This window comes from Streptomyces griseoluteus (genome assembly GCF_004784465.1).
In the GTDB taxonomy this organism is placed as follows: Bacteria; Actinomycetota; Actinomycetes; order Streptomycetales; family Streptomycetaceae; genus Streptomyces; species Streptomyces griseoluteus.
The window spans coordinates 174,598-191,154 of record NZ_SRRU01000004.1 but is presented as its reverse complement, the minus strand read 5'-3'; the positions used below and the strand labels follow the sequence as shown (position 1 = coordinate 191,154).

The following is a 16,557-nucleotide window of genomic DNA, read 5'->3' as shown; positions in this document are numbered from 1 at the left end:
CGGCCGGCGTCAGCCGTTCTTGATGCGGTTCGTCAGCTCGGTGACCTGGTTGTAGATCGAGCGCCGCTCGGCCATCAGCGCCCGGATCTTGCGGTCCGCGTGCATGACGGTGGTGTGGTCGCGGCCGCCGAACTGCGCGCCGATCTTCGGCAGCGACAGATCCGTCAGCTCACGGCACAGGTACATGGCGATCTGCCGGGCGGTGACCAGCGCGCGGCCGCGCGAGGTGCCGCAGAGGTCGTCCACCGTGAGCCCGAAGTAGTCCGCGGTGGCCGCCATGATGGCCGTGGCCGTGATCTCGGGCGCGGAGTCCTCGCCGCCGGGGATCAGGTCCTTGAGGACGATCTCGGTGAGCCCCAGGTCCACCGGCTGCCGGTTGAGCGAGGCGAAGGCCGTCACCCGGATCAGCGCGCCCTCCAGCTCACGGATGTTCCGCGAGATCCGGGAGGCGATGAACTCCAGCACCTCCGGCGGGGCGTTGAGCTGCTCCTGCACCGCCTTCTTGCGCAGGATCGCGATCCGCGTCTCCAGCTCGGGCGGCTGGACGTCGGTGATCAGGCCCCACTCGAAGCGGTTGCGCAGCCGGTCCTCCAGCGTGACGAGCTGCTTGGGCGGCCGGTCGGAGGACAGCACGATCTGCTTGTTGGCGTTGTGCAGCGTGTTGAAGGTGTGGAAGAACTCCTCCTGCGTCGACTCCTTGTCCGCGAGGAACTGGATGTCGTCGACGAGCAGGATGTCCATCTCCCGGTACCGCTTGCGGAAGCTGTCGCCCTTGCCGTCGCGGATCGAGTTGATGAACTCGTTGGTGAACTCCTCCGAGCTGACGTACCGCACCCGCGTACCGGGGTAGAGGCTGCGCGCGTAGTGCCCGATCGCGTGCAGCAGGTGCGTCTTGCCGAGCCCCGACTCCCCATAGATGAAGAGGGGGTTGTATGCCTTCGCCGGCGCCTCGGCGACGGCCACCGCGGCCGCGTGCGCGAAGCGGTTGGAGGCGCCGATGACGAAGGTGTCGAAGAGGTACTTCGGGTTCAGCCGCGCGGTCGGCTCACCGGGGCCCCCTGCGCTCGGCGACGGGGAGGACGACGAGCCGGAGCCGCCGCGGCCGGTGGACGGCAGCTCGGGACGCCCGGTCCCGCCGCCGCGCCGCCCCGCACCGCTGTCGGACGGCGGCTCGGGCCGCTCCCGCCGGACCGGGTCGCGCTGGTCGTACTCGGCACGGGGCGCGCCGTACTCCGGGCGCGGGGCGTCGTAGTCGGGGCGCTGCTGCTCGTATCCCTGGCGCTCGCGGCCGGGCGCGCGGTAGTCCGGCGCGCGGCCGTAGGAGTCCTGGGACGGGGAGGCGTAGGGGTCGCGCTCGGGGTAGCCGAGGCGGGGCTGCTGCCAGCCGTAGTCGTCCTGCCCGGAGCGCGGCCAGGCGCCCGGCTCGGGGCGCTGGTACTCGGACGGATAGGTGGGGCGGGCCGTCGGCATCCGCTCCTCGCGCGCGGTCGGCGGGCGTTCGCCGCGGCCGGCCTGGCTGTCGCCCGGGCGCTGCTGGTCGTCGGCGCGGTGGCGGCCGTAGCCCTCGTAGGGGCCGGAGGGCAGTTCCGGCTCCTCGTAGCGCGGCGGGGCGCCCTGTTCGCGCTGGTCGCGGTCGCGGGAGTCGGGCTGCTCGTGGCCGCCGGACGGCTGGGGGGCCGGGGGGCCGCCGACGGAGTCGTCCACCGTGATGGCGATCCGGATGGGGCGGCCGCACTCGCGGCTCAGGGTCTCGCTGACGACCGGGGCCAGGCGGCCCTCGAGCACGTTCTTGGCGAATTCGTTCGGCACGGCCAGCAGCGCGGTGTCCGCGACCAGGGCCAGCGGCTGGCAGCGCCTGATCCAGTGCTCGTCCTTGGTCTCGACGCCCTGGCCCCGGCCCTCGCCCAGGAGTTCCTCCAGTACGCGTGGCCACACTGCGGCAAGATCGGCAGGTACGTCAGCCACAGGGCACGCTCTCTCGCAGGTCCCACGAACGTGTGGTTGTGGGATGGGTCGGGATGAACATCAGGTGGACGGGCCGGACTGGGCCGGGCAATCCCGGTGGTGCGGGGACAAGGGAACGAATCGGAGTCCAGCCACGGTAGTCAGCGCAGCGGGTAGGGTTCAAGTTGTTGTCCCCAGCCTGTGGACAGTCTCCCCCGACGGGCGCCGGTTTGACCGGATGGCGTAGCCGCGCGTACCGTAACCAGGTCGAGTTGTCGATGGCTGCTGCCGCCTGCCTCCGATGGGCACAGATCGCTTCAGGTGATCGGGAAGCGGTGCACTCGGGCGTGACGCGAGCTACTCGTGGGCGCACGGTGACAGCCAGGACGGCACCCCGCCACTACCGATTTCTTCTGGAGCCCCCGAGTGAGCAAGCGCACCTTCCAGCCGAACAACCGTCGTCGCGCGAAGACCCACGGCTTCCGGCTGCGTATGCGTACCCGTGCCGGCCGCGCCATCCTGGCGACCCGCCGCAGCAAGGGTCGCGCCCGTCTGTCCGCCTGATCCCGATCAGGTCATGACATCGTGCTGCCCCTCGAAAACCGGCTGAGGCGGCGCGAGGACTTCGCATCCGCGGTACGACGAGGACGCCGGGCCGGTCGCCCGACTCTCGTCGTCCACCTTCGCAGCGGTGCCACGGACCCGCACGCGCCTGGGGAGAGCGCTCCCCCGACGCGTGCGGGTTTCGTCGTGAGCAAGGCCGTGGGCAACGCGGTCGTCCGCAATACCGTCAAGCGCAGACTGCGTCACCTGATGCGTGACCGAGTCGCCCTGTTTCCCCCCGGTAGCCTGGTAGTCGTACGCGCGCTGCCCGGATCGGGCGACGCGGACCACGCACGGCTGGCCCAAGACCTGGACGCCGCTATCCAGCGGCTACTGGGAGGGGGCACGCGATGAAGTACCCGCTACTGGCTCTGATCAAGTTGTACCAGTGGACGATCAGTCCGCTGCTGGGGCCGGTGTGCAAGTACTACCCGTCGTGCTCCCACTACGGCTACACGGCCATCGACCGGCACGGTGCCATCAAGGGAACAGCTCTCACGGCCTGGCGCATTCTCCGCTGCAATCCGTGGTCGCTGGGCGGTGTGGACCATGTCCCGCCGCGCAAGCGTCCGCGGTGGCACGAAATGCTGCGCAACGCCTGGGGCGCACGCAAGGGCGGGAACTCCGCCGAACCGGCCACCGAGGCGAAGCTTTCTTCCGAGCCACCTTCGGGCCCGGCCGCAGAGACCTCGTCCCATGCCCAAGGAGCATGATTAGTGGACACGATTGCCAGCTTCTTCAGCTTCATCACGACACCCGTCTCCTGGGTCATCGTCCAGTTCCACACGGTGTACGGGTCCATCTTCGGCCCTGACACGGGTTGGGCCTGGGGCCTGTCCATCGTGTCCCTGGTGGTCCTGATCCGCATCTGCCTGATCCCGCTCTTCGTGAAGCAGATCAAGGCGACGCGTGCGATGCAGACGCTCCAGCCGGAGATGAAGAAGATCCAGGAGCGCTACAAGAACGACAAGCAGCGCCAGTCCGAAGAGATGATGAAGCTGTACAAGGAGTCGGGTACCAACCCGCTCTCCTCGTGCCTTCCCATCCTGGCGCAGTCGCCGTTCTTCTTCGCCCTGTACCACGTGCTCAACGGCATCGCGTCGGGCAAGACCATCGGCGTCATCAACGACTCGCTGCTGGAGAGCGCCCGTAAGGCGCACATCTTCGGTGCCCCGCTCGCGGCGAAGTTCAAGGACAACGCGGACACCCTGCACGCCCTCGGTGCCACCGTCACCGATGTGCGGGTCGTCACCGCCATCATGATCGTCCTGATGTCGGCGTCGCAGTTCTACACGCAGCGCCAGCTCATGACGAAGAACGTCGACACCTCGGTGAAGACCCCGTTCATGCAGCAGCAGAAGATGCTGATGTACGTCTTCCCGATCATGTTCGCCGTCTTCGGCATCAACTTCCCGGTCGGTGTCCTCGTCTACTGGCTGACCACCAACGTGTGGACCATGGGCCAGCAGATGTACGTCATCCGCAACAACCCGACTCCGGGCTCCAAGGCGCAGGCCGCCTACCTGGAGCGCCTGACCGGTCACGTCACGCACCACGGCAAGGTCCGCAGCCGCAGCGCCCGGGTGATCGTCAAGGCGATCGTCGCCAAGGGCCGCGACCGCAACGAGGCCGAGCGGAAGTTCATCAACTCCCTCACCAAGGCCGGTCTGGTGGCCCAGGCCGACGGCAACGTGGTCAAGAGCGACAGCCAGGCCGTCGCTCAGGCCGAGGACGGCACGCCCACCGCGGCCGTCGGCGCCCCGCGCCGTCAGCAGCCCAAGCGGCAGAGCAAGTCCCAGCGCCAGGCGGGGCCCAAGCAGCCGCACGAGGCCGAGCCGGCCGATGAGCCCGCCTCTTCGCCCTCGCTGACCAAGTCCGAGGAGCCGCAGGACGCCAAGCCCGCGCCTCCCAAGCAGACTCCGAAGCCCGGTTCCGGCACCCGCAGCAAGGCCCAGTCCGGGCAGCGCAAGGGTGGCCAGCGGCCCAAGTCCCCGTCCAAGAAGTAAGAAGGAGCCCATCCCGTGACGGAAGGCACCACCACCGCCGCCGCCGAGGGTGCAGACACCCTCACCCGCCTGGAGCAGGAGGGTGAGATCGCTGCGGACTACCTCGAGGGTCTGCTGGACATCGCCGATCTCGACGGCGACATCGACATGGACGTGGAGGCCGACCGCGCCTCCGTCTCGATCATCAGCGACGCGCCGGGCCGCGATCTGCAGAAGCTGGTCGGCCGGGACGGCGAGGTGCTGGAGGCCCTTCAGGAGCTGACGCGCCTGGCCGTGCACCGCGAGACCGGTGACCGCAGCCGGCTGATGCTGGACATCGCGGGCTACCGGGCGCAGAAGCGCACCGAGCTGGCCGAGCTGGGCGCCAAGGCGGCCGCCGAGGTCAAGAGCACCGGGGAGCCGGTCAAGCTCAAGCCGATGACCCCGTTCGAGCGCAAGGTCGTCCACGACGCAATCAAGGGCGCGGGACTGCGCAGCGAGTCCGAGGGCGAGGAGCCCCAGCGGTTCGTCGTCGTGCTGCCCGCCTGATCGGCCCCATGGTTCCATCGGCCCCGTCTGACCAACAGACGGGGCCGAACTTTGTCAGCCTGGTAGTTCTGAGGGCCGGTGCGTGAAGCACCGGCGCGGTACGGAAGGACGGTCCCCGTGACGGAGGCAGCGGAGCTTCCCCCCGCGCCCGAAGAGGCGCGGGAAGTGTTTGGCGATCGCTTCGATGACGCGGTCCGCTATGCGGAGCTGCTCGCCGAGGCAGGCGTCCAGCGTGGCCTGATCGGCCCGCGGGAGGTGCCCCGGCTGTGGGAGCGGCACCTGCTGAACTGCGCGGTGCTCTCCGAGGCCGTCCCCGAGGGGGTGACGGTGTGCGATGTCGGCTCGGGTGCGGGACTGCCGGGCATTCCGCTGGCCCTGGTGCGGGACGACCTCAACATCACCCTGCTGGAGCCCCTGCTGCGGCGGACCACGTTCCTCACCGAGGTCGTGGAGCTGCTGGGCCTGGACCACGTCACCGTGGTCCGGGGGCGCGCGGAGGAGATGCTGGGCAAGGTGCCGCCGGTCCATGTGGTGACCGCGCGTGCCGTGGCTCCGCTGGACCGCCTGGCCACCTGGGGCATCCCGTTGCTGCGGCCCTACGGCGAGATGCTGGCGCTCAAGGGCGACACCGCCGAGGAGGAGCTGAAGGCGGCGTCCACCGCGCTGAGCAAGCTCGGTGCGGTCTCCACCTCGGTGCTCCAGGTCGGCGAGGGCGTGGTGGACCCGCTGTCCACGGTGGTCCGGGTGGAGGTCGGGGAAAGCCCCGGCGGTGTCCGCTTCGCCGCCAAGCGCGCCAAGGCGGCCCGTACGAGCCGGACACGGCGGCGCCGCTGAGTCGTGGGCTTCTCCGTCCCGGGCTGGTCCTGGGCCCTTGAGCCCTGAGAGTGCGTCCCTGGCCGAGGCTGGGGGCGCATCTTTCTTTCCCGGCCGGGTTAGTCGGCCGGGCGAGCCGGAGTGTCGCAGAGCACCGGTCCTCCGGGCTGTGCATCGTGTTTCACGTGAAACGTCGCTCCTTGCTGCACGGCATCATCAGCCGCGGTCGCGCCGCGGCAGAACCCCTCGACCGGCGGCCTCTTGGTTCACTCGGAGGGGTTCCGAAGTTGTCCACAGAGGTGGACTTCTCCACAGAAGGACAGGGCTCACTGGTTCACGCCCCCGAAGGCATGGGAGGCTCTGTTCATTGCGAGCCTGTAGTCGAGGAGAGTGAATCCTTGCGGTCCGACGCCAACATCGCGGGACCGATGACCGATCCGGTCCCCGGTCCCCGTACCGAATCGAGGGGGACGGATGTTTCACGTGAAACACCGCCTCCGATGGACGACACTCCCATCGGTCGTGCGGCCCAAGTGGCGGTCGACGCCCTGGGCCGTGCCGCTGAAGGCATGCCGAGGCCGGAGCAGACCCGAGTCATCGTGGTCGCCAACCAGAAGGGCGGCGTCGGCAAGACCACGACGACCGTCAATCTGGCCGCCTCCCTCGCGCTGCACGGCGGCCGGGTCCTGGTGATCGACCTCGACCCGCAGGGGAATGCCTCCACGGCACTGGGGATCGACCACCACGCGGAAGTTCCCTCCATCTACGACGTGCTGGTGGACAGTCGGCCCCTGGCCGAGGTCGTCCAGCCCGTCCCCGATGTCGAGGGCCTCTTCTGTGCTCCCGCCACGATCGACCTCGCGGGCGCGGAGATCGAGCTGGTCTCCCTGGTGGCCCGCGAGAGCCGGCTGGAGCGCGCCATCCAGGCGTACGAGCAGCCGTTGGACTACATCCTCATCGACTGCCCGCCCTCGCTGGGCCTGTTGACGGTCAACGCACTCGTGGCCGGCCAGGAAGTCCTCATCCCGATCCAGTGCGAGTACTACGCCCTGGAGGGCCTGGGCCAACTCCTGCGCAACGTCGACCTGGTGCGGGGCCATCTCAACCAGTCCCTGCATGTGTCGACGATCCTGCTCACGATGTACGACGGCCGGACCCGCCTCGCCTCCCAGGTCGCGGAAGAGGTGCGCACCCACTTCGGCGACGAGGTGCTGCGGACGAGCATTCCTCGCTCGGTCCGTATCTCCGAGGCGCCGAGCTACGGGCAGACGGTACTGACCTACGATCCAGGATCGAGCGGTGCGCTCTCCTATCTCGAGGCGGCCCGAGAGATCGCGCTGAGGGGTGTGGGGGTCAGCTATGACCCGACCCAGGCCCATCTCGGCACCCAGAACGACCCGAACATGGTGGAGGGGATGCAGTGAGTGATCGACGGAGGGGGCTGGGCCGAGGACTTGGCGCACTGATCCCCGCAGCACCGACCGAGAAGATCCCGGCTTCGGCCGTGCTGGGTGGCGGTTCGTCCGCCGGCTCGGCATCGGGTCCGGCGCTGTCGCCCGACCGCAGGTCCGCCGGCATCGGCCGGGGCGGTGCCCTGTCGTCGGCGCCCCAAGAGCCGGAGGGCGCCCCGGCAAGCCCGGCCGACGAGCGCCCCGCGCCGCCCGCCGGTGCCTACTTCGCCGAGCTGCCGCTCGAGTCCATCACGCCGAACCCGCGCCAGCCGCGCGAGGTCTTCGACGAGGACGCGCTGAACGAACTGGTCATCTCCATCAAGGAGGTCGGCCTGCTCCAGCCCGTCGTCGTACGGGAACTGGGCGACGACCGCTACGAACTGATCATGGGTGAGCGCCGGTTGCGCGCCAGCCGTGAGGCGGAGCTGGAGTCCATTCCGGCGATCGTCCGTGCCACGGACGACGAGAAGCTGCTGCTGGACGCCCTGCTGGAGAACCTGCACCGCGCGCAGTTGAACCCGCTGGAAGAGGCACACGCCTACGACCAGTTGCTCAAGGACTTCAACTGCACGCACGACCAGTTGGCCGACCGCATCGGGCGCTCCCGGCCGCAGATCTCCAACACTCTGCGGCTGCTGAAGCTTTCGGCGACCGTGCAGAAGAGGGTCGCCGCGGGCGTGCTCTCGGCCGGTCACGCGCGAGCGCTGCTGTCGGTGGAGGACTCCGAGGAGCAGGACCGGCTGGCGCACCGCATCGTGGCCGAGGGGCTGTCGGTGCGGGCGGTCGAGGAGATCGTGACGCTGATGGGTTCGCGCCCCCAGCGGGCCCAGCGTGCCAAGGGCCCTCGGGCCGGTGCTCTGGTCTCCCCGGCGCTGAGCGATCTGGCGACGCGGCTCTCCGACCGGTTCGAGACCCGGGTGAAGGTCGACCTCGGCCAGAAGAAGGGCAAGATCACCGTCGAGTTCGCCTCGGTGGACGATCTGGAGCGCATCCTCGGCACGCTGGCTCCGGGTGAGGGGCCGATCCTGCCGAAGGGGCTCCAGGAGGAGGACTCCGAGGAGTAGCCCTCTGTCAGGGCGTCCTCACCAGGGCCGCAGGGGCGGGCCGTGTCCGGTGTGTACCGGAACACGGTCCGCTCTTTGCTTTGCGCCGGTATCTAGGCAATCGCATCGTGGATACGATGCCAGCGGATATGACCCGGCGAAGGAAGCGAGGAACGTCTTTTATGGGGCGTCGGCTCGTACCGCTCACGCTGGACAATCTCAAGGACCTCCCCCAGCGGTGCCGCTCCTGCGTGTTCTGGGAACTGGACCCGGTCACCGCCGAAGCGGCCGTGCGCGAGGGGACCGCGGAGGTGGAGAAGGAGTCCTGGATCTCCGCCGTCCTGCTGGACTGGGGCTCCTGCGGCCGCGTCGCCTATGTCGACGACGTACCGGTCGGCTTCGTGCTCTACGCCCCGGCCGCCTACGTCCCGCGTGCGACGGCGTTCCCCACGAGCCCGGTCTCTCCGGACGCCGTTCAGCTCATCACGTCGTTCATCATGCCCGGCTACCAGGGGCAGGGGCTGGGCCGGATGCTGGTGCAGGCGGTCGCCAAGGATCTGCTGCGCCGGAACTTCAAGGCCATCGAGGCGTTCGGGGACACCCGCTGGAAAGAGCCCGCCTGCCTGCTGCCGGCCGACCATCTCCTTGCCGTCGGCTTCAAGACGGTGCGCCAGCACTCCCGCCACCCCCGTCTCCGTCTGGAACTGCGTTCCACGCTGTCCTGGAAGGAAGACGTCGAGATGGCACTCGACCGGCTGCTGGGCGCGGTGCACAAGGAACCGGCGCTACGGCCGCTCTGACGGTCGGCGCGGACTCCGGATCACGGACACGACGAAGGGGCCGGCCCGAGTGGGCCGGCCCCTTCGTGAGCCGTGTTTCACGTGAAACGTCAGCCGGTGATGAAGTCGTCCAGGTCGCGGACGAGCGCCGCCTTCGGCTTGGCGCCGACGATCGTCTTGACGACCTCGCCGCCCTGGTAGACGTTCAGCGTCGGGATGGACATGACGCCGTACTTGGCGGCCGTGGCCGGGTTCTCGTCGATGTTCAGCTTGACGATCTGGATCTTGTCGCCGTGCTCGGCGGCGATGGCCTCCAGGGACGGAGCGATCTGGCGGCACGGGCCGCACCACTCGGCCCAGAAGTCCACCAGGACGGGCTTGTCGCTCTTGAGGACGTCCTCGTCGAAGGAGTCATCAGTCGTTTTCTTCACGGTGCCGGCCACAGCGGGCTCCTCACTTGATCATTCGGTGGGGGAAGGGGGTATCAGACAGCGGTCTTCTCGGGCTCGGCGTGGCCGCCCTCGTCCAGCAGGGCCGCGAGGTAGCGCTCGGCGTCCAGGGCCGAGGCACAGCCGGTGCCGGCCGCGGTGATCGCCTGGCGGTAGGTGTGGTCGACCACGTCACCTGCGGCGAAGACGCCGGGCAGGTTGGTCCGGGTGGAGGGCGCCTCGACCTTGAGGTAGCCCTCCGCGTCCAGGTCGAGCTGGCCCTTGAACAGCTCGGTGCGCGGGTCGTGGCCGATGGCGATGAACAGACCCGTGACGGGCAGGTCCGACAGCTCGCCGGTCTTGAGGTTGCGCAGCTTCAGCCCGGAGAGCTTCTGCTCGCCCAGGATCTCGACAACCTCGCTGTCCCAGGCGAACTTGATCTTCGGGTCGTTGAAGGCGCGCTCCTGCATCGCCTTGGAGGCGCGCAGGGTGTCCCGGCGGTGGATGATCGTCACGGACTTGGCGAACCGGGAAAGGAAGGTCGCCTCCTCCATCGCGGTGTCGCCGCCGCCGATGACGGCGATGTCCTGGTCCCGGAAGAAGAAGCCGTCACAGGTGGCGCACCACGAGACGCCACGGCCGGACAGCGCGTCCTCGTTGGGCAGCGCGAGCTTGCGGTGCTGGGAGCCGGTGGCGACGATGACGGCCCTGGCCCGGTGGACCGTGCCTGCGGTGTCGGTGACGGTCTTCACGTCGCCGGTCAGGTCGACGGAGACGATGTCGTCCGGCAGCAGCTCGGCGCCGAAGCGCTCGGCCTGCGTCCGCATGTTGTCCATCAGCTCGGGGCCCATGATGCCGTTGGGGAAGCCCGGAAAGTTCTCCACCTCGGTGGTGTTCATCAGCGCGCCACCGGCGGTGACGGCACCCTCGAACACCAGGGGCTTCAGGGACGCACGCGCGGTGTACAGCGCCGCCGTGTAGCCCGCGGGCCCGGAGCCGATGATGATCACATTACGGACGTCGCTCACGGCTTGGTTCCTCGTCTCTGGTCTGTGTCGGCCGACCGGTGGGAGCCCCTGCCGGGACTCTCACACCACCCAACCGATCCTAAGGGGCGCACATTCCCCTGATGTCCGGCCACGCGACGGCTCACACGGTACGGGCGAGGAGAGGGTGGGCGGAGACGACGTCCGCGCCGTTTCAGGAACGGACGAGACTCTGCTTGAGGAGCACACTCCCGGCGGCGGCGGTCCGCTTGGACGCACAGGACGCGTCGACCACGTAGGCCGTGACGCGCTTGCTGTCAGCCTTGTCCGGCACCACCACGAGGTAGGCGCTCTTGTCGGCATAGGTGCCGCTCTTCGCCCCCAGAACCGTTTCACCGGAGTGGAGTGCCCGGCGGACACAGTCCGGTACCGGGGCCGCCGTCTGGATCAACGTGTTCGCGCTCTGCGTAGGCCCCGAGGGGGTGAGGTCCGGCTCGGTGTCCTGCTGCGGGTGCTGACTCCCTCGCTGCAGTCCCTCCCTGGCGGTGAGCAGGTCCGACACCTGGCTTTTCACGCTGGCCCCGGAGAACGTGCCGACGGCGGACGCGGCCGTGCTCCGCGCCGCCTTGTCGGACGCGTTGTTACTGACGGACTGCATGAGCAGAGAGCCGGCCCCGAGGACGGCAGCGGTGAGTACGGCGCCCAACGCGGCTGTGCGGCGACGACTTCGAGAGCGCTCTTTCCGGCCGGGACCAGTGGCGGCCCGGGGGAGCTTGCCGGGGCGGGCCGGGGGGATCGGTGTTTCACGTGAAACATGACGGCCGGGGCCTACGGAATCCGCCTGCTCAGTCTGCCCCGCTGCCTCGGCGGCGAGGGCGGCGTCGATCCGATCCGCGATGTCCGTGGGCATCGGGGGCACATCCGGGACGTCGCGCAGCAAGCCCTGGATCTCCGTCAGCGCGGTATGGACCTCGGTGCACGCTTCGCAGCCCTCGAGGTGGTGCCGCAGCTCCGCGCTGCGGGACGGTGGGAGGAGCCCCTCGGTCAAGTCGGAGATCTCGGCGACATCCGGGTGCCCGGTCGTGTCCGTCGAGGACGTCATGCTCGCCCACCTCCGCCCTTCACGACGGCTGAACCATTCGGCCCGGAGTCTTCGGTTCCCTCGCCCGCAGATCCTGTCGGAGGTGGGACGGATGCCCCGTGCACCCGGTTCCGTCCCGCCACGGGTTCTTTCCCACCCTCACCGGCGTCGCCCGGCCGCAGGTGGGTGAGCAGGGGGAGGAGTCTGGCCCGGCCTCGGGCGCAGCGGCTCTTCACTGTCCCGGTGGGCACGTCCAGGACCCGCGCGGCCTCGGCGACGGGGTAGCCCTGCATGTCCACCAGGACCAGCGCCGCCCGCTGTTCCGCGGGAAGGGTGCCGAGGGCCTCCAGGAGCTGGCGGTGGAGGTCGTTGCGCTCGGCCGGAGCGGAGGCCGCCTCGTGCGGCTCCAGGAGCTGTTCCAGGCGTTCGGGGTCGTCGACGGGCGCGGTCTTCCGCGAGGCGGCCTTGCGGATGCGGTCCAGACAGGCGTTCACCGTGATCCGGTGCAGCCACGTCGTGACGGCCGACTGCCCGCGGAAGGTGTGCGCGGCCCGGTACGCCGACACCAGCGCGTCCTGCACCGCGTCGGCGGCCTCCTCGCGGTCCCCCAGCGTCCGCAGCGCGACCGCCCACAGCCGGTCCCGGTGCCTCCGCACGATCTCCCCGAAGGCATCCGGGTCACCCTGCACATGACGGGCGAGCAGGTCCTCGTCCCGCACCCCGCCGTACCGACTGGCGCCTGCCATCGTCCCCCTCCGGTGTGGATGAGACGTCAGCTGGTGACTTTGACGTCAGCGACCCTGCCTCGCCAGTGGCCCTGACCGTCCGGCGGCAGGTGGGTCAACCACACCAGGAGGTACCGGGTCTGGAGGGGCTTGCCGGGCTTGAGGTTGACCGTGGTGCCCGAGCCGGAGGCCACCTTCTCGTAGGCGGACAGGTTCGTCGGCTCAGACGCGGCGTCCGAGCTCGCGGCGCGCAGCTCGACCGAGGTCTCTCCCAGGAAGCTGACCGTGACCCTGCTGACGGACTGAACCTTCTTCAGGTCCAGGATGACGCCGACGCCGGACTTCAGACGGCCGAAGTCGGAGCTCAGGTAGTAGTCCGTCTGCCAGTACGAGCTCGGGTCTCCGTCGTAGACGCTTCCGACGGTGGCAGGCTTCTCGGAGTTGTCACCGAGCGGGTCGAAGTCCCGTGCGCCCCCAATGGTGATCGGCTTGCTGATCACCTGTTGCTGACCCTTGTCGCCCCCGTCCTGCGTCTGCGTCGTGTTGGTGTCGTCGGAGTTCTTGCCGCGGTCCATCAGGGCGTCCGCGAGCTGCCAGCTTCCGAGGCCGAGTGCGGCGATGAGGAGGGCGGAGACGGCCCACTTCAGGGCCTTGCCGGTGCGGCTCTGGAGGGGGGCGGGCGGAGGCACGACGGGCTGGGTGACGCCCGCGTGGGCCGAGGGTCGGCCGTAGGTTCCCTGCTGGTAGGTCGTGCGCTGGTACTCCGGCGGGCCGGCGAACGCGGGCTCCGGCGGCCGCACACGCGGCATCTCACCGATCGCCTTGACCAGCTCCTCCGGCGTGGTGCAGGCGGCCTCGTGCCGGGAGGCGGTGGCGCCGTCGTTGACGAGCGCGCGCATGGCCAGCTCGGACAGGCCCCGGTGGACTCCGGCCCGCACTTGGTCCGGCGCGATGAGACCGATGTCCTTGGGCAGCCCGGCCAGGCCGTACGCGTCGCTCTCGTAGGGCCAGCGCTGCGTCAGCGCGGCGTACAGGAGGGCGCCGATCGCCTCGGTGTCGGTGCGCTGCGGGGTGTCGGAGCCGACGCCGCGCAGGGCGGCGTTCACGGCGAGGCCGCGGATGCGCCACTGTCCGGAGGAGGTGCGCAGGACAGCGTTCGGGTTCAGCCGAAGATGGGCGAGGCCCTCACGGTGGGAGGCGGCCATGGCGGCCGCGACCTGACTGACCATCTGGTAGGCGTCGTGCGGCTCCAGCGGGCCGGCAGCGAGCAGCGCGGTCAGCTCGGTGGCGTCGGGCAGCCACTCGTGGACCACGTAGACGAGGTCGTTCTCCTCGACCGCGTCGAGGACCTGGACGAAGCGCGGGTCACCGAGCAGCGCCGCCGAACGGGCGGCCGCCAGCACGGCACGGGCACGTACGTGGTCGGCGGGCAGGATGTGCACACCGACGGCACGGCGCAGTTTCTCGTCGACCGCACGCCAACTGCTGAATCCGTCCAGACGGGTGACGCACTCCTCCAGACGGTAGCGCTTGGCGAGCTTGTGACCGCTGTGCAACTCGGTGGGCGAAGACTCCTTGCCGGACTCCTTCGCGCCGCCTCTCCCCTGCGTCTGGTCGATGTCCGTGTCCCGCTCCGGGTTCTTGGCCACCCCGTCGGCCGTGGCCTGATCCGCCTTGGCGGTCAGCGGCTCGTCACCGCTGTTGTCTGCCACGTCGACGGCAGCCGTGCTGCGTTCCGCCACCGTCGTCCCTGCCTCCCCATCCGTTGCACGCTGTCCGACGCCGAACCCAATTGTGCCCACAGTCCGCCGCTATGCACGACACGCAGAGGGGGACGATGGTTGTGCGACTACCCCCGGCTCATCGCCCCAGCCGCCCGCGCACCATGCCGACGAGCGAGTTCAGCTCGTCGATCCGCATGCGGCGCGCGGCCACGAAGAAGACTCCGAGCAGTACCGCCCCACCTGCCACCAGGGCCACGAGAGAGCCGAAGACGCCCTGTCCGAGTGAGTGTCCGATGCCGTAGCAGACCGCGCCGCTGAGCAGTGCCGCCGGGACCGAGGCGATCGCCAGGCGGGCGTACGTCCGCAGCACCCGGGAGCCGTCCAGGTCGCCGCCCAGCCGCTTGCGCAGCCGGCGCCAGGCGACACCTACGCCGATGGCGTAGGAGAGGCCGTACACGGCCGCCATGCCCGCGACCGCCCAGCGGGACGGCAGCAGGAAGTAGCAGAGCGCGGAGGCGCCCGCGTTGACCGCCGCCACGATGACCGTGTTGTAGAAGGGGGTCCGGGTGTCCTCGTACGCGTAGAAGGCGCGCAGGACGACGTACTGCACCGAGTACGGGATCAGGCCGAGGCCGAAGGCCATCAGCATGAAGCCCATGTTGGTGGCCGAGCCGGTGCCGGAGGAGCCGAAGATCAGCGTGCACATCGGGATGCCGAGCGAGACGAAACCGAAGGCGATGGGCACGATGGCCACCGCCGTGGTGCGCAGGCCCTGCGAGATGTCGTCGCGGACGGCGCCGCCGTCGCCCTCGGCGGCCGAGCGCGACAAACGCGGCAGCAGCGCGGCCATCAGGGACACGGTGATGATGGCCTGCGGCAGACCCCAGATGAGCTGGGCGTTGGCGTAGGCGGCGAAGCCGGTGCCGTCGACCCTGGCGGCCTTGCCGGCGGCGGTGGAGAGCTGGGTGACGACCATGGCGCCCGCCTGGTTGGCGAGCACGAACAGCACCGTCCACTTGGCGAGCATCGCGGCCTTGCCCAGGCCGTGGCCCCGCCAGTCGAACCGGGGCCGGATACGGAAGCCGGTCTCGCGCAGGTAGGGGATCATCGCCAGGGCCTGCACGGCGAGACCGAGCAGGATGCCGATGCCGAGGAGCCGCTGGCCCTCCGACGGGATGTTGTGGACGGTCATGTGGGAGTCGGCCGCGGAGCCGTAGACCCACAGGAACATGCCGAGCGTGACGATGATGACGATGTTGTTCAGGACGGGGGTCCACATCATCGCGCCGAACTTGCCGCGCGCGTTGAGAACCTGACCCATCACCACGTGAATGCCCATGAAGAAGATCGAGGGCAGGAAGTAGCGGGTGAAGGTGACCGCCACCTGGTTGGCCGCCGGGTCGGAGGCGATCGGGTCCGACAGGACCCGCACCAGGTACGGCGCGCCGAGCATGGTCAGGGCGGTCAGCGCGGCGAGCGCGACCATGACGAGGGTCAGCAGCCGGTTGGCGAAGGCTTCCCCGCCGTCCTCGTCCTCCTTCATCGAGCGCACGAGCTGGGGCACGAAGACCGAGTTGAGGCCGCCGCCGACGGTCAGGATGTAGATCATCGTGGGCAGCTGGTAGGCGATCTGGAAGGAGTCGCCGAGGATGCCGGTGCCCAGCGCTCCGACGATCATCGCGGAGCGGACGAAGCCGGTGAGGCGCGACACCATCGTGCCCGCGGCCATGACGGCGCTGGAGCCGAGCAGTCCGGAGGCGCGCCCCTTCGCCGGGGCCGGAGCCGGCGGTGCCGGGGTCGCCGCGGGACCAGAAGGACCGGCCGGGGCGGGTACGGGTGGCTGCATGGGGTTCCCGGAGGCTGCCTGATACGGGGTTCCGCCGCCGCCGTACTGCGCGGGGCTCTGGGCGCGGGGCGGCGGGTAGGAGCCGCCGGCTCCCTGGCCCACGTGGGCCGATGCGGCGGAGCCGGTGTGCTGCTGGTCCCGCAGAAGGTGCGCGAAGGCGTCCGGCTCGTGGTACTCCTCGCCGGAGTGCGACACGAGGTCGTCCACGCCCACGAACTGGGTGGTGCGCGGATGGTCGCCGTACGGGAGGTGTTGCGTGGCGTCACCCTCCGGCTCGGGCGCCGGGGTCTTGGCCCACACGCGGGGGTCGGGGGAGTACGAGGACTGCGACGGCGGTGCGTAGAGCGGCTGGCGCGGCTCGTAGCTGCCCGGAGGGGGCGGCGGGTGCGCGGCGCGGTCATAGAGCGCCTCGGCGACCGGGTCCTGGGCGGAGAGGTCTCGCGCCCGGTAGGGGTCCTGGTCGTAGGCGTCCTGGAGGTACATGTCCGCTGCGGGCTGCGACGGCTCCTGGCCGGGCTCGGGCGGGGTCTCGGGACCGTGGCCCGAGTCGGCGGCGTCCTGGCCGCGGTCACCGTCGTACGGCGCGTTCATGGTTACCCC

At 69.8% G+C, this 16,557-nt stretch carries 16 protein-coding genes; 9 read left to right on the top strand and 7 right to left on the bottom strand.

The genetic code is table 11. The annotated features are described in order from the left end of the window. Positions 1–9: 9 nt before the first annotated feature. Positions 10–1,965 (bottom strand): chromosomal replication initiator protein DnaA, encoded by a 1,956-nt coding sequence (dnaA, locus tag E5082_RS12775; RefSeq protein ID WP_135791372.1) that lies wholly within the window; start codon positions 1,963–1,965, stop codon positions 10–12. 405 nt (positions 1,966–2,370) lie between these two features. Between dnaA and rpmH the strand changes: the two genes are divergently transcribed. The 9 genes from rpmH to E5082_RS12725 all read left to right on the top strand — a co-directional run bounded on the left by rpmH (position 2,371) and on the right by E5082_RS12725 (position 9,188). Then, positions 2,371–2,508, top strand: a complete 138-nt coding sequence (rpmH, locus tag E5082_RS12765) for a 50S ribosomal protein L34 (protein ID WP_003975051.1) — start codon at positions 2,371–2,373, stop codon at positions 2,506–2,508. 21 nt (positions 2,509–2,529) lie between these two features. Next, positions 2,530–2,901: a ribonuclease P protein component gene (rnpA, locus tag E5082_RS12760; RefSeq protein ID WP_135791371.1), complete on the top strand. Its 372-nt coding sequence runs from the start codon at positions 2,530–2,532 to the stop codon at positions 2,899–2,901. Further along, positions 2,898–3,260, top strand: coding sequence for a membrane protein insertion efficiency factor YidD (gene yidD / locus E5082_RS12755; protein ID WP_086691980.1), 363 nt, complete (start codon positions 2,898–2,900; stop codon positions 3,258–3,260). Before rnpA ends, yidD begins: the two co-directional genes overlap by 4 nt. Positions 3,261–3,263: 3 nt before the next feature. Then, positions 3,264–4,553 (top strand): membrane protein insertase YidC, encoded by a 1,290-nt coding sequence (gene yidC, locus E5082_RS12750; RefSeq protein WP_135791370.1) that lies wholly within the window; start codon positions 3,264–3,266, stop codon positions 4,551–4,553. A gap of 15 nt (positions 4,554–4,568) precedes the next feature. After that, the gene (locus E5082_RS12745; RefSeq protein WP_086691986.1) at positions 4,569–5,081 is read left to right on the top strand and encodes a Jag family protein; all 513 of its coding nucleotides are present in this window, start codon (positions 4,569–4,571) and stop codon (positions 5,079–5,081) included. 117 nt (positions 5,082–5,198) lie between these two features. Next, the gene (gene rsmG / locus E5082_RS12740; protein ID WP_086691989.1) at positions 5,199–5,915 is read left to right on the top strand and encodes a 16S rRNA (guanine(527)-N(7))-methyltransferase RsmG; all 717 of its coding nucleotides are present in this window, start codon (positions 5,199–5,201) and stop codon (positions 5,913–5,915) included. 329 nt (positions 5,916–6,244) lie between these two features. After that, positions 6,245–7,318, top strand: a complete 1,074-nt coding sequence (locus tag E5082_RS12735) for a ParA family protein (RefSeq protein ID WP_078858378.1) — start codon at positions 6,245–6,247, stop codon at positions 7,316–7,318. Next, positions 7,315–8,409: a ParB/RepB/Spo0J family partition protein gene (locus E5082_RS12730; protein ID WP_135791369.1), complete on the top strand. Its 1,095-nt coding sequence runs from the start codon at positions 7,315–7,317 to the stop codon at positions 8,407–8,409. Before E5082_RS12735 ends, E5082_RS12730 begins: the two co-directional genes overlap by 4 nt. Positions 8,410–8,570: 161 nt before the next feature. Then, the gene (locus E5082_RS12725) at positions 8,571–9,188 is read left to right on the top strand and encodes a GNAT family N-acetyltransferase (protein WP_135791368.1); all 618 of its coding nucleotides are present in this window, start codon (positions 8,571–8,573) and stop codon (positions 9,186–9,188) included. 89 nt (positions 9,189–9,277) lie between these two features. Here E5082_RS12725 and trxA read toward each other — a convergent pair whose 3' ends face one another. From trxA to murJ, 6 genes are all read right to left on the bottom strand, one after another. Then, positions 9,278–9,610 carry a thioredoxin gene (trxA, locus tag E5082_RS12720; protein WP_030806038.1) on the bottom strand — a complete coding sequence of 111 codons (333 nt, stop codon included), beginning with the start codon at positions 9,608–9,610 and terminating at the stop codon, positions 9,278–9,280. 41 nt (positions 9,611–9,651) lie between these two features. After that, positions 9,652–10,623, bottom strand: coding sequence for a thioredoxin-disulfide reductase (gene trxB, locus E5082_RS12715; RefSeq protein WP_135791367.1), 972 nt, complete (start codon positions 10,621–10,623; stop codon positions 9,652–9,654). A 172-nt stretch (positions 10,624–10,795) separates the two neighbouring features. After that, positions 10,796–11,683, bottom strand: coding sequence for a zf-HC2 domain-containing protein (locus tag E5082_RS12710; protein WP_135791366.1), 888 nt, complete (start codon positions 11,681–11,683; stop codon positions 10,796–10,798). Further along, positions 11,680–12,408 carry an RNA polymerase sigma factor SigM gene (gene sigM, locus E5082_RS12705; protein WP_135791365.1) on the bottom strand — a complete coding sequence of 243 codons (729 nt, stop codon included), beginning with the start codon at positions 12,406–12,408 and terminating at the stop codon, positions 11,680–11,682. Before sigM ends, E5082_RS12710 begins: the two co-directional genes overlap by 4 nt. A 26-nt stretch (positions 12,409–12,434) precedes the next feature. Further along, positions 12,435–14,129 (bottom strand): protein kinase family protein, encoded by a 1,695-nt coding sequence (locus E5082_RS12700; RefSeq protein ID WP_135791364.1) that lies wholly within the window; start codon positions 14,127–14,129, stop codon positions 12,435–12,437. Between the two features lie 118 nt (positions 14,130–14,247). Beyond that, positions 14,248–16,548 carry a murein biosynthesis integral membrane protein MurJ gene (murJ, locus tag E5082_RS12695; protein ID WP_135791363.1) on the bottom strand — a complete coding sequence of 767 codons (2,301 nt, stop codon included), beginning with the start codon at positions 16,546–16,548 and terminating at the stop codon, positions 14,248–14,250. Between the last annotated feature and the right edge of the window lie 9 nt (positions 16,549–16,557).

What these genes read in the sequence shown, in the direction of transcription:
- E5082_RS12710 (WP_135791366.1), bottom strand. Translation starts at nt 11,683, where the DNA reads ATGACGTCCTCGACGGACACGACCGGGCACCCGGATGTCGCCGAGATC.
- yidD (WP_086691980.1), top strand. Translation starts at nt 2,898, where the DNA reads ATGAAGTACCCGCTACTGGCTCTGATCAAGTTGTACCAGTGGACGATC.
- murJ (WP_135791363.1), bottom strand. Translation starts at nt 16,548, where the DNA reads ATGAACGCGCCGTACGACGGTGACCGCGGCCAGGACGCCGCCGACTCG.
- E5082_RS12725 (WP_135791368.1), top strand. Translation starts at nt 8,571, where the DNA reads ATGGGGCGTCGGCTCGTACCGCTCACGCTGGACAATCTCAAGGACCTC.
- sigM (WP_135791365.1), bottom strand. Translation starts at nt 12,408, where the DNA reads ATGGCAGGCGCCAGTCGGTACGGCGGGGTGCGGGACGAGGACCTGCTC.
- E5082_RS12735 (WP_078858378.1), top strand. Translation starts at nt 6,245, where the DNA reads ATGGGAGGCTCTGTTCATTGCGAGCCTGTAGTCGAGGAGAGTGAATCC.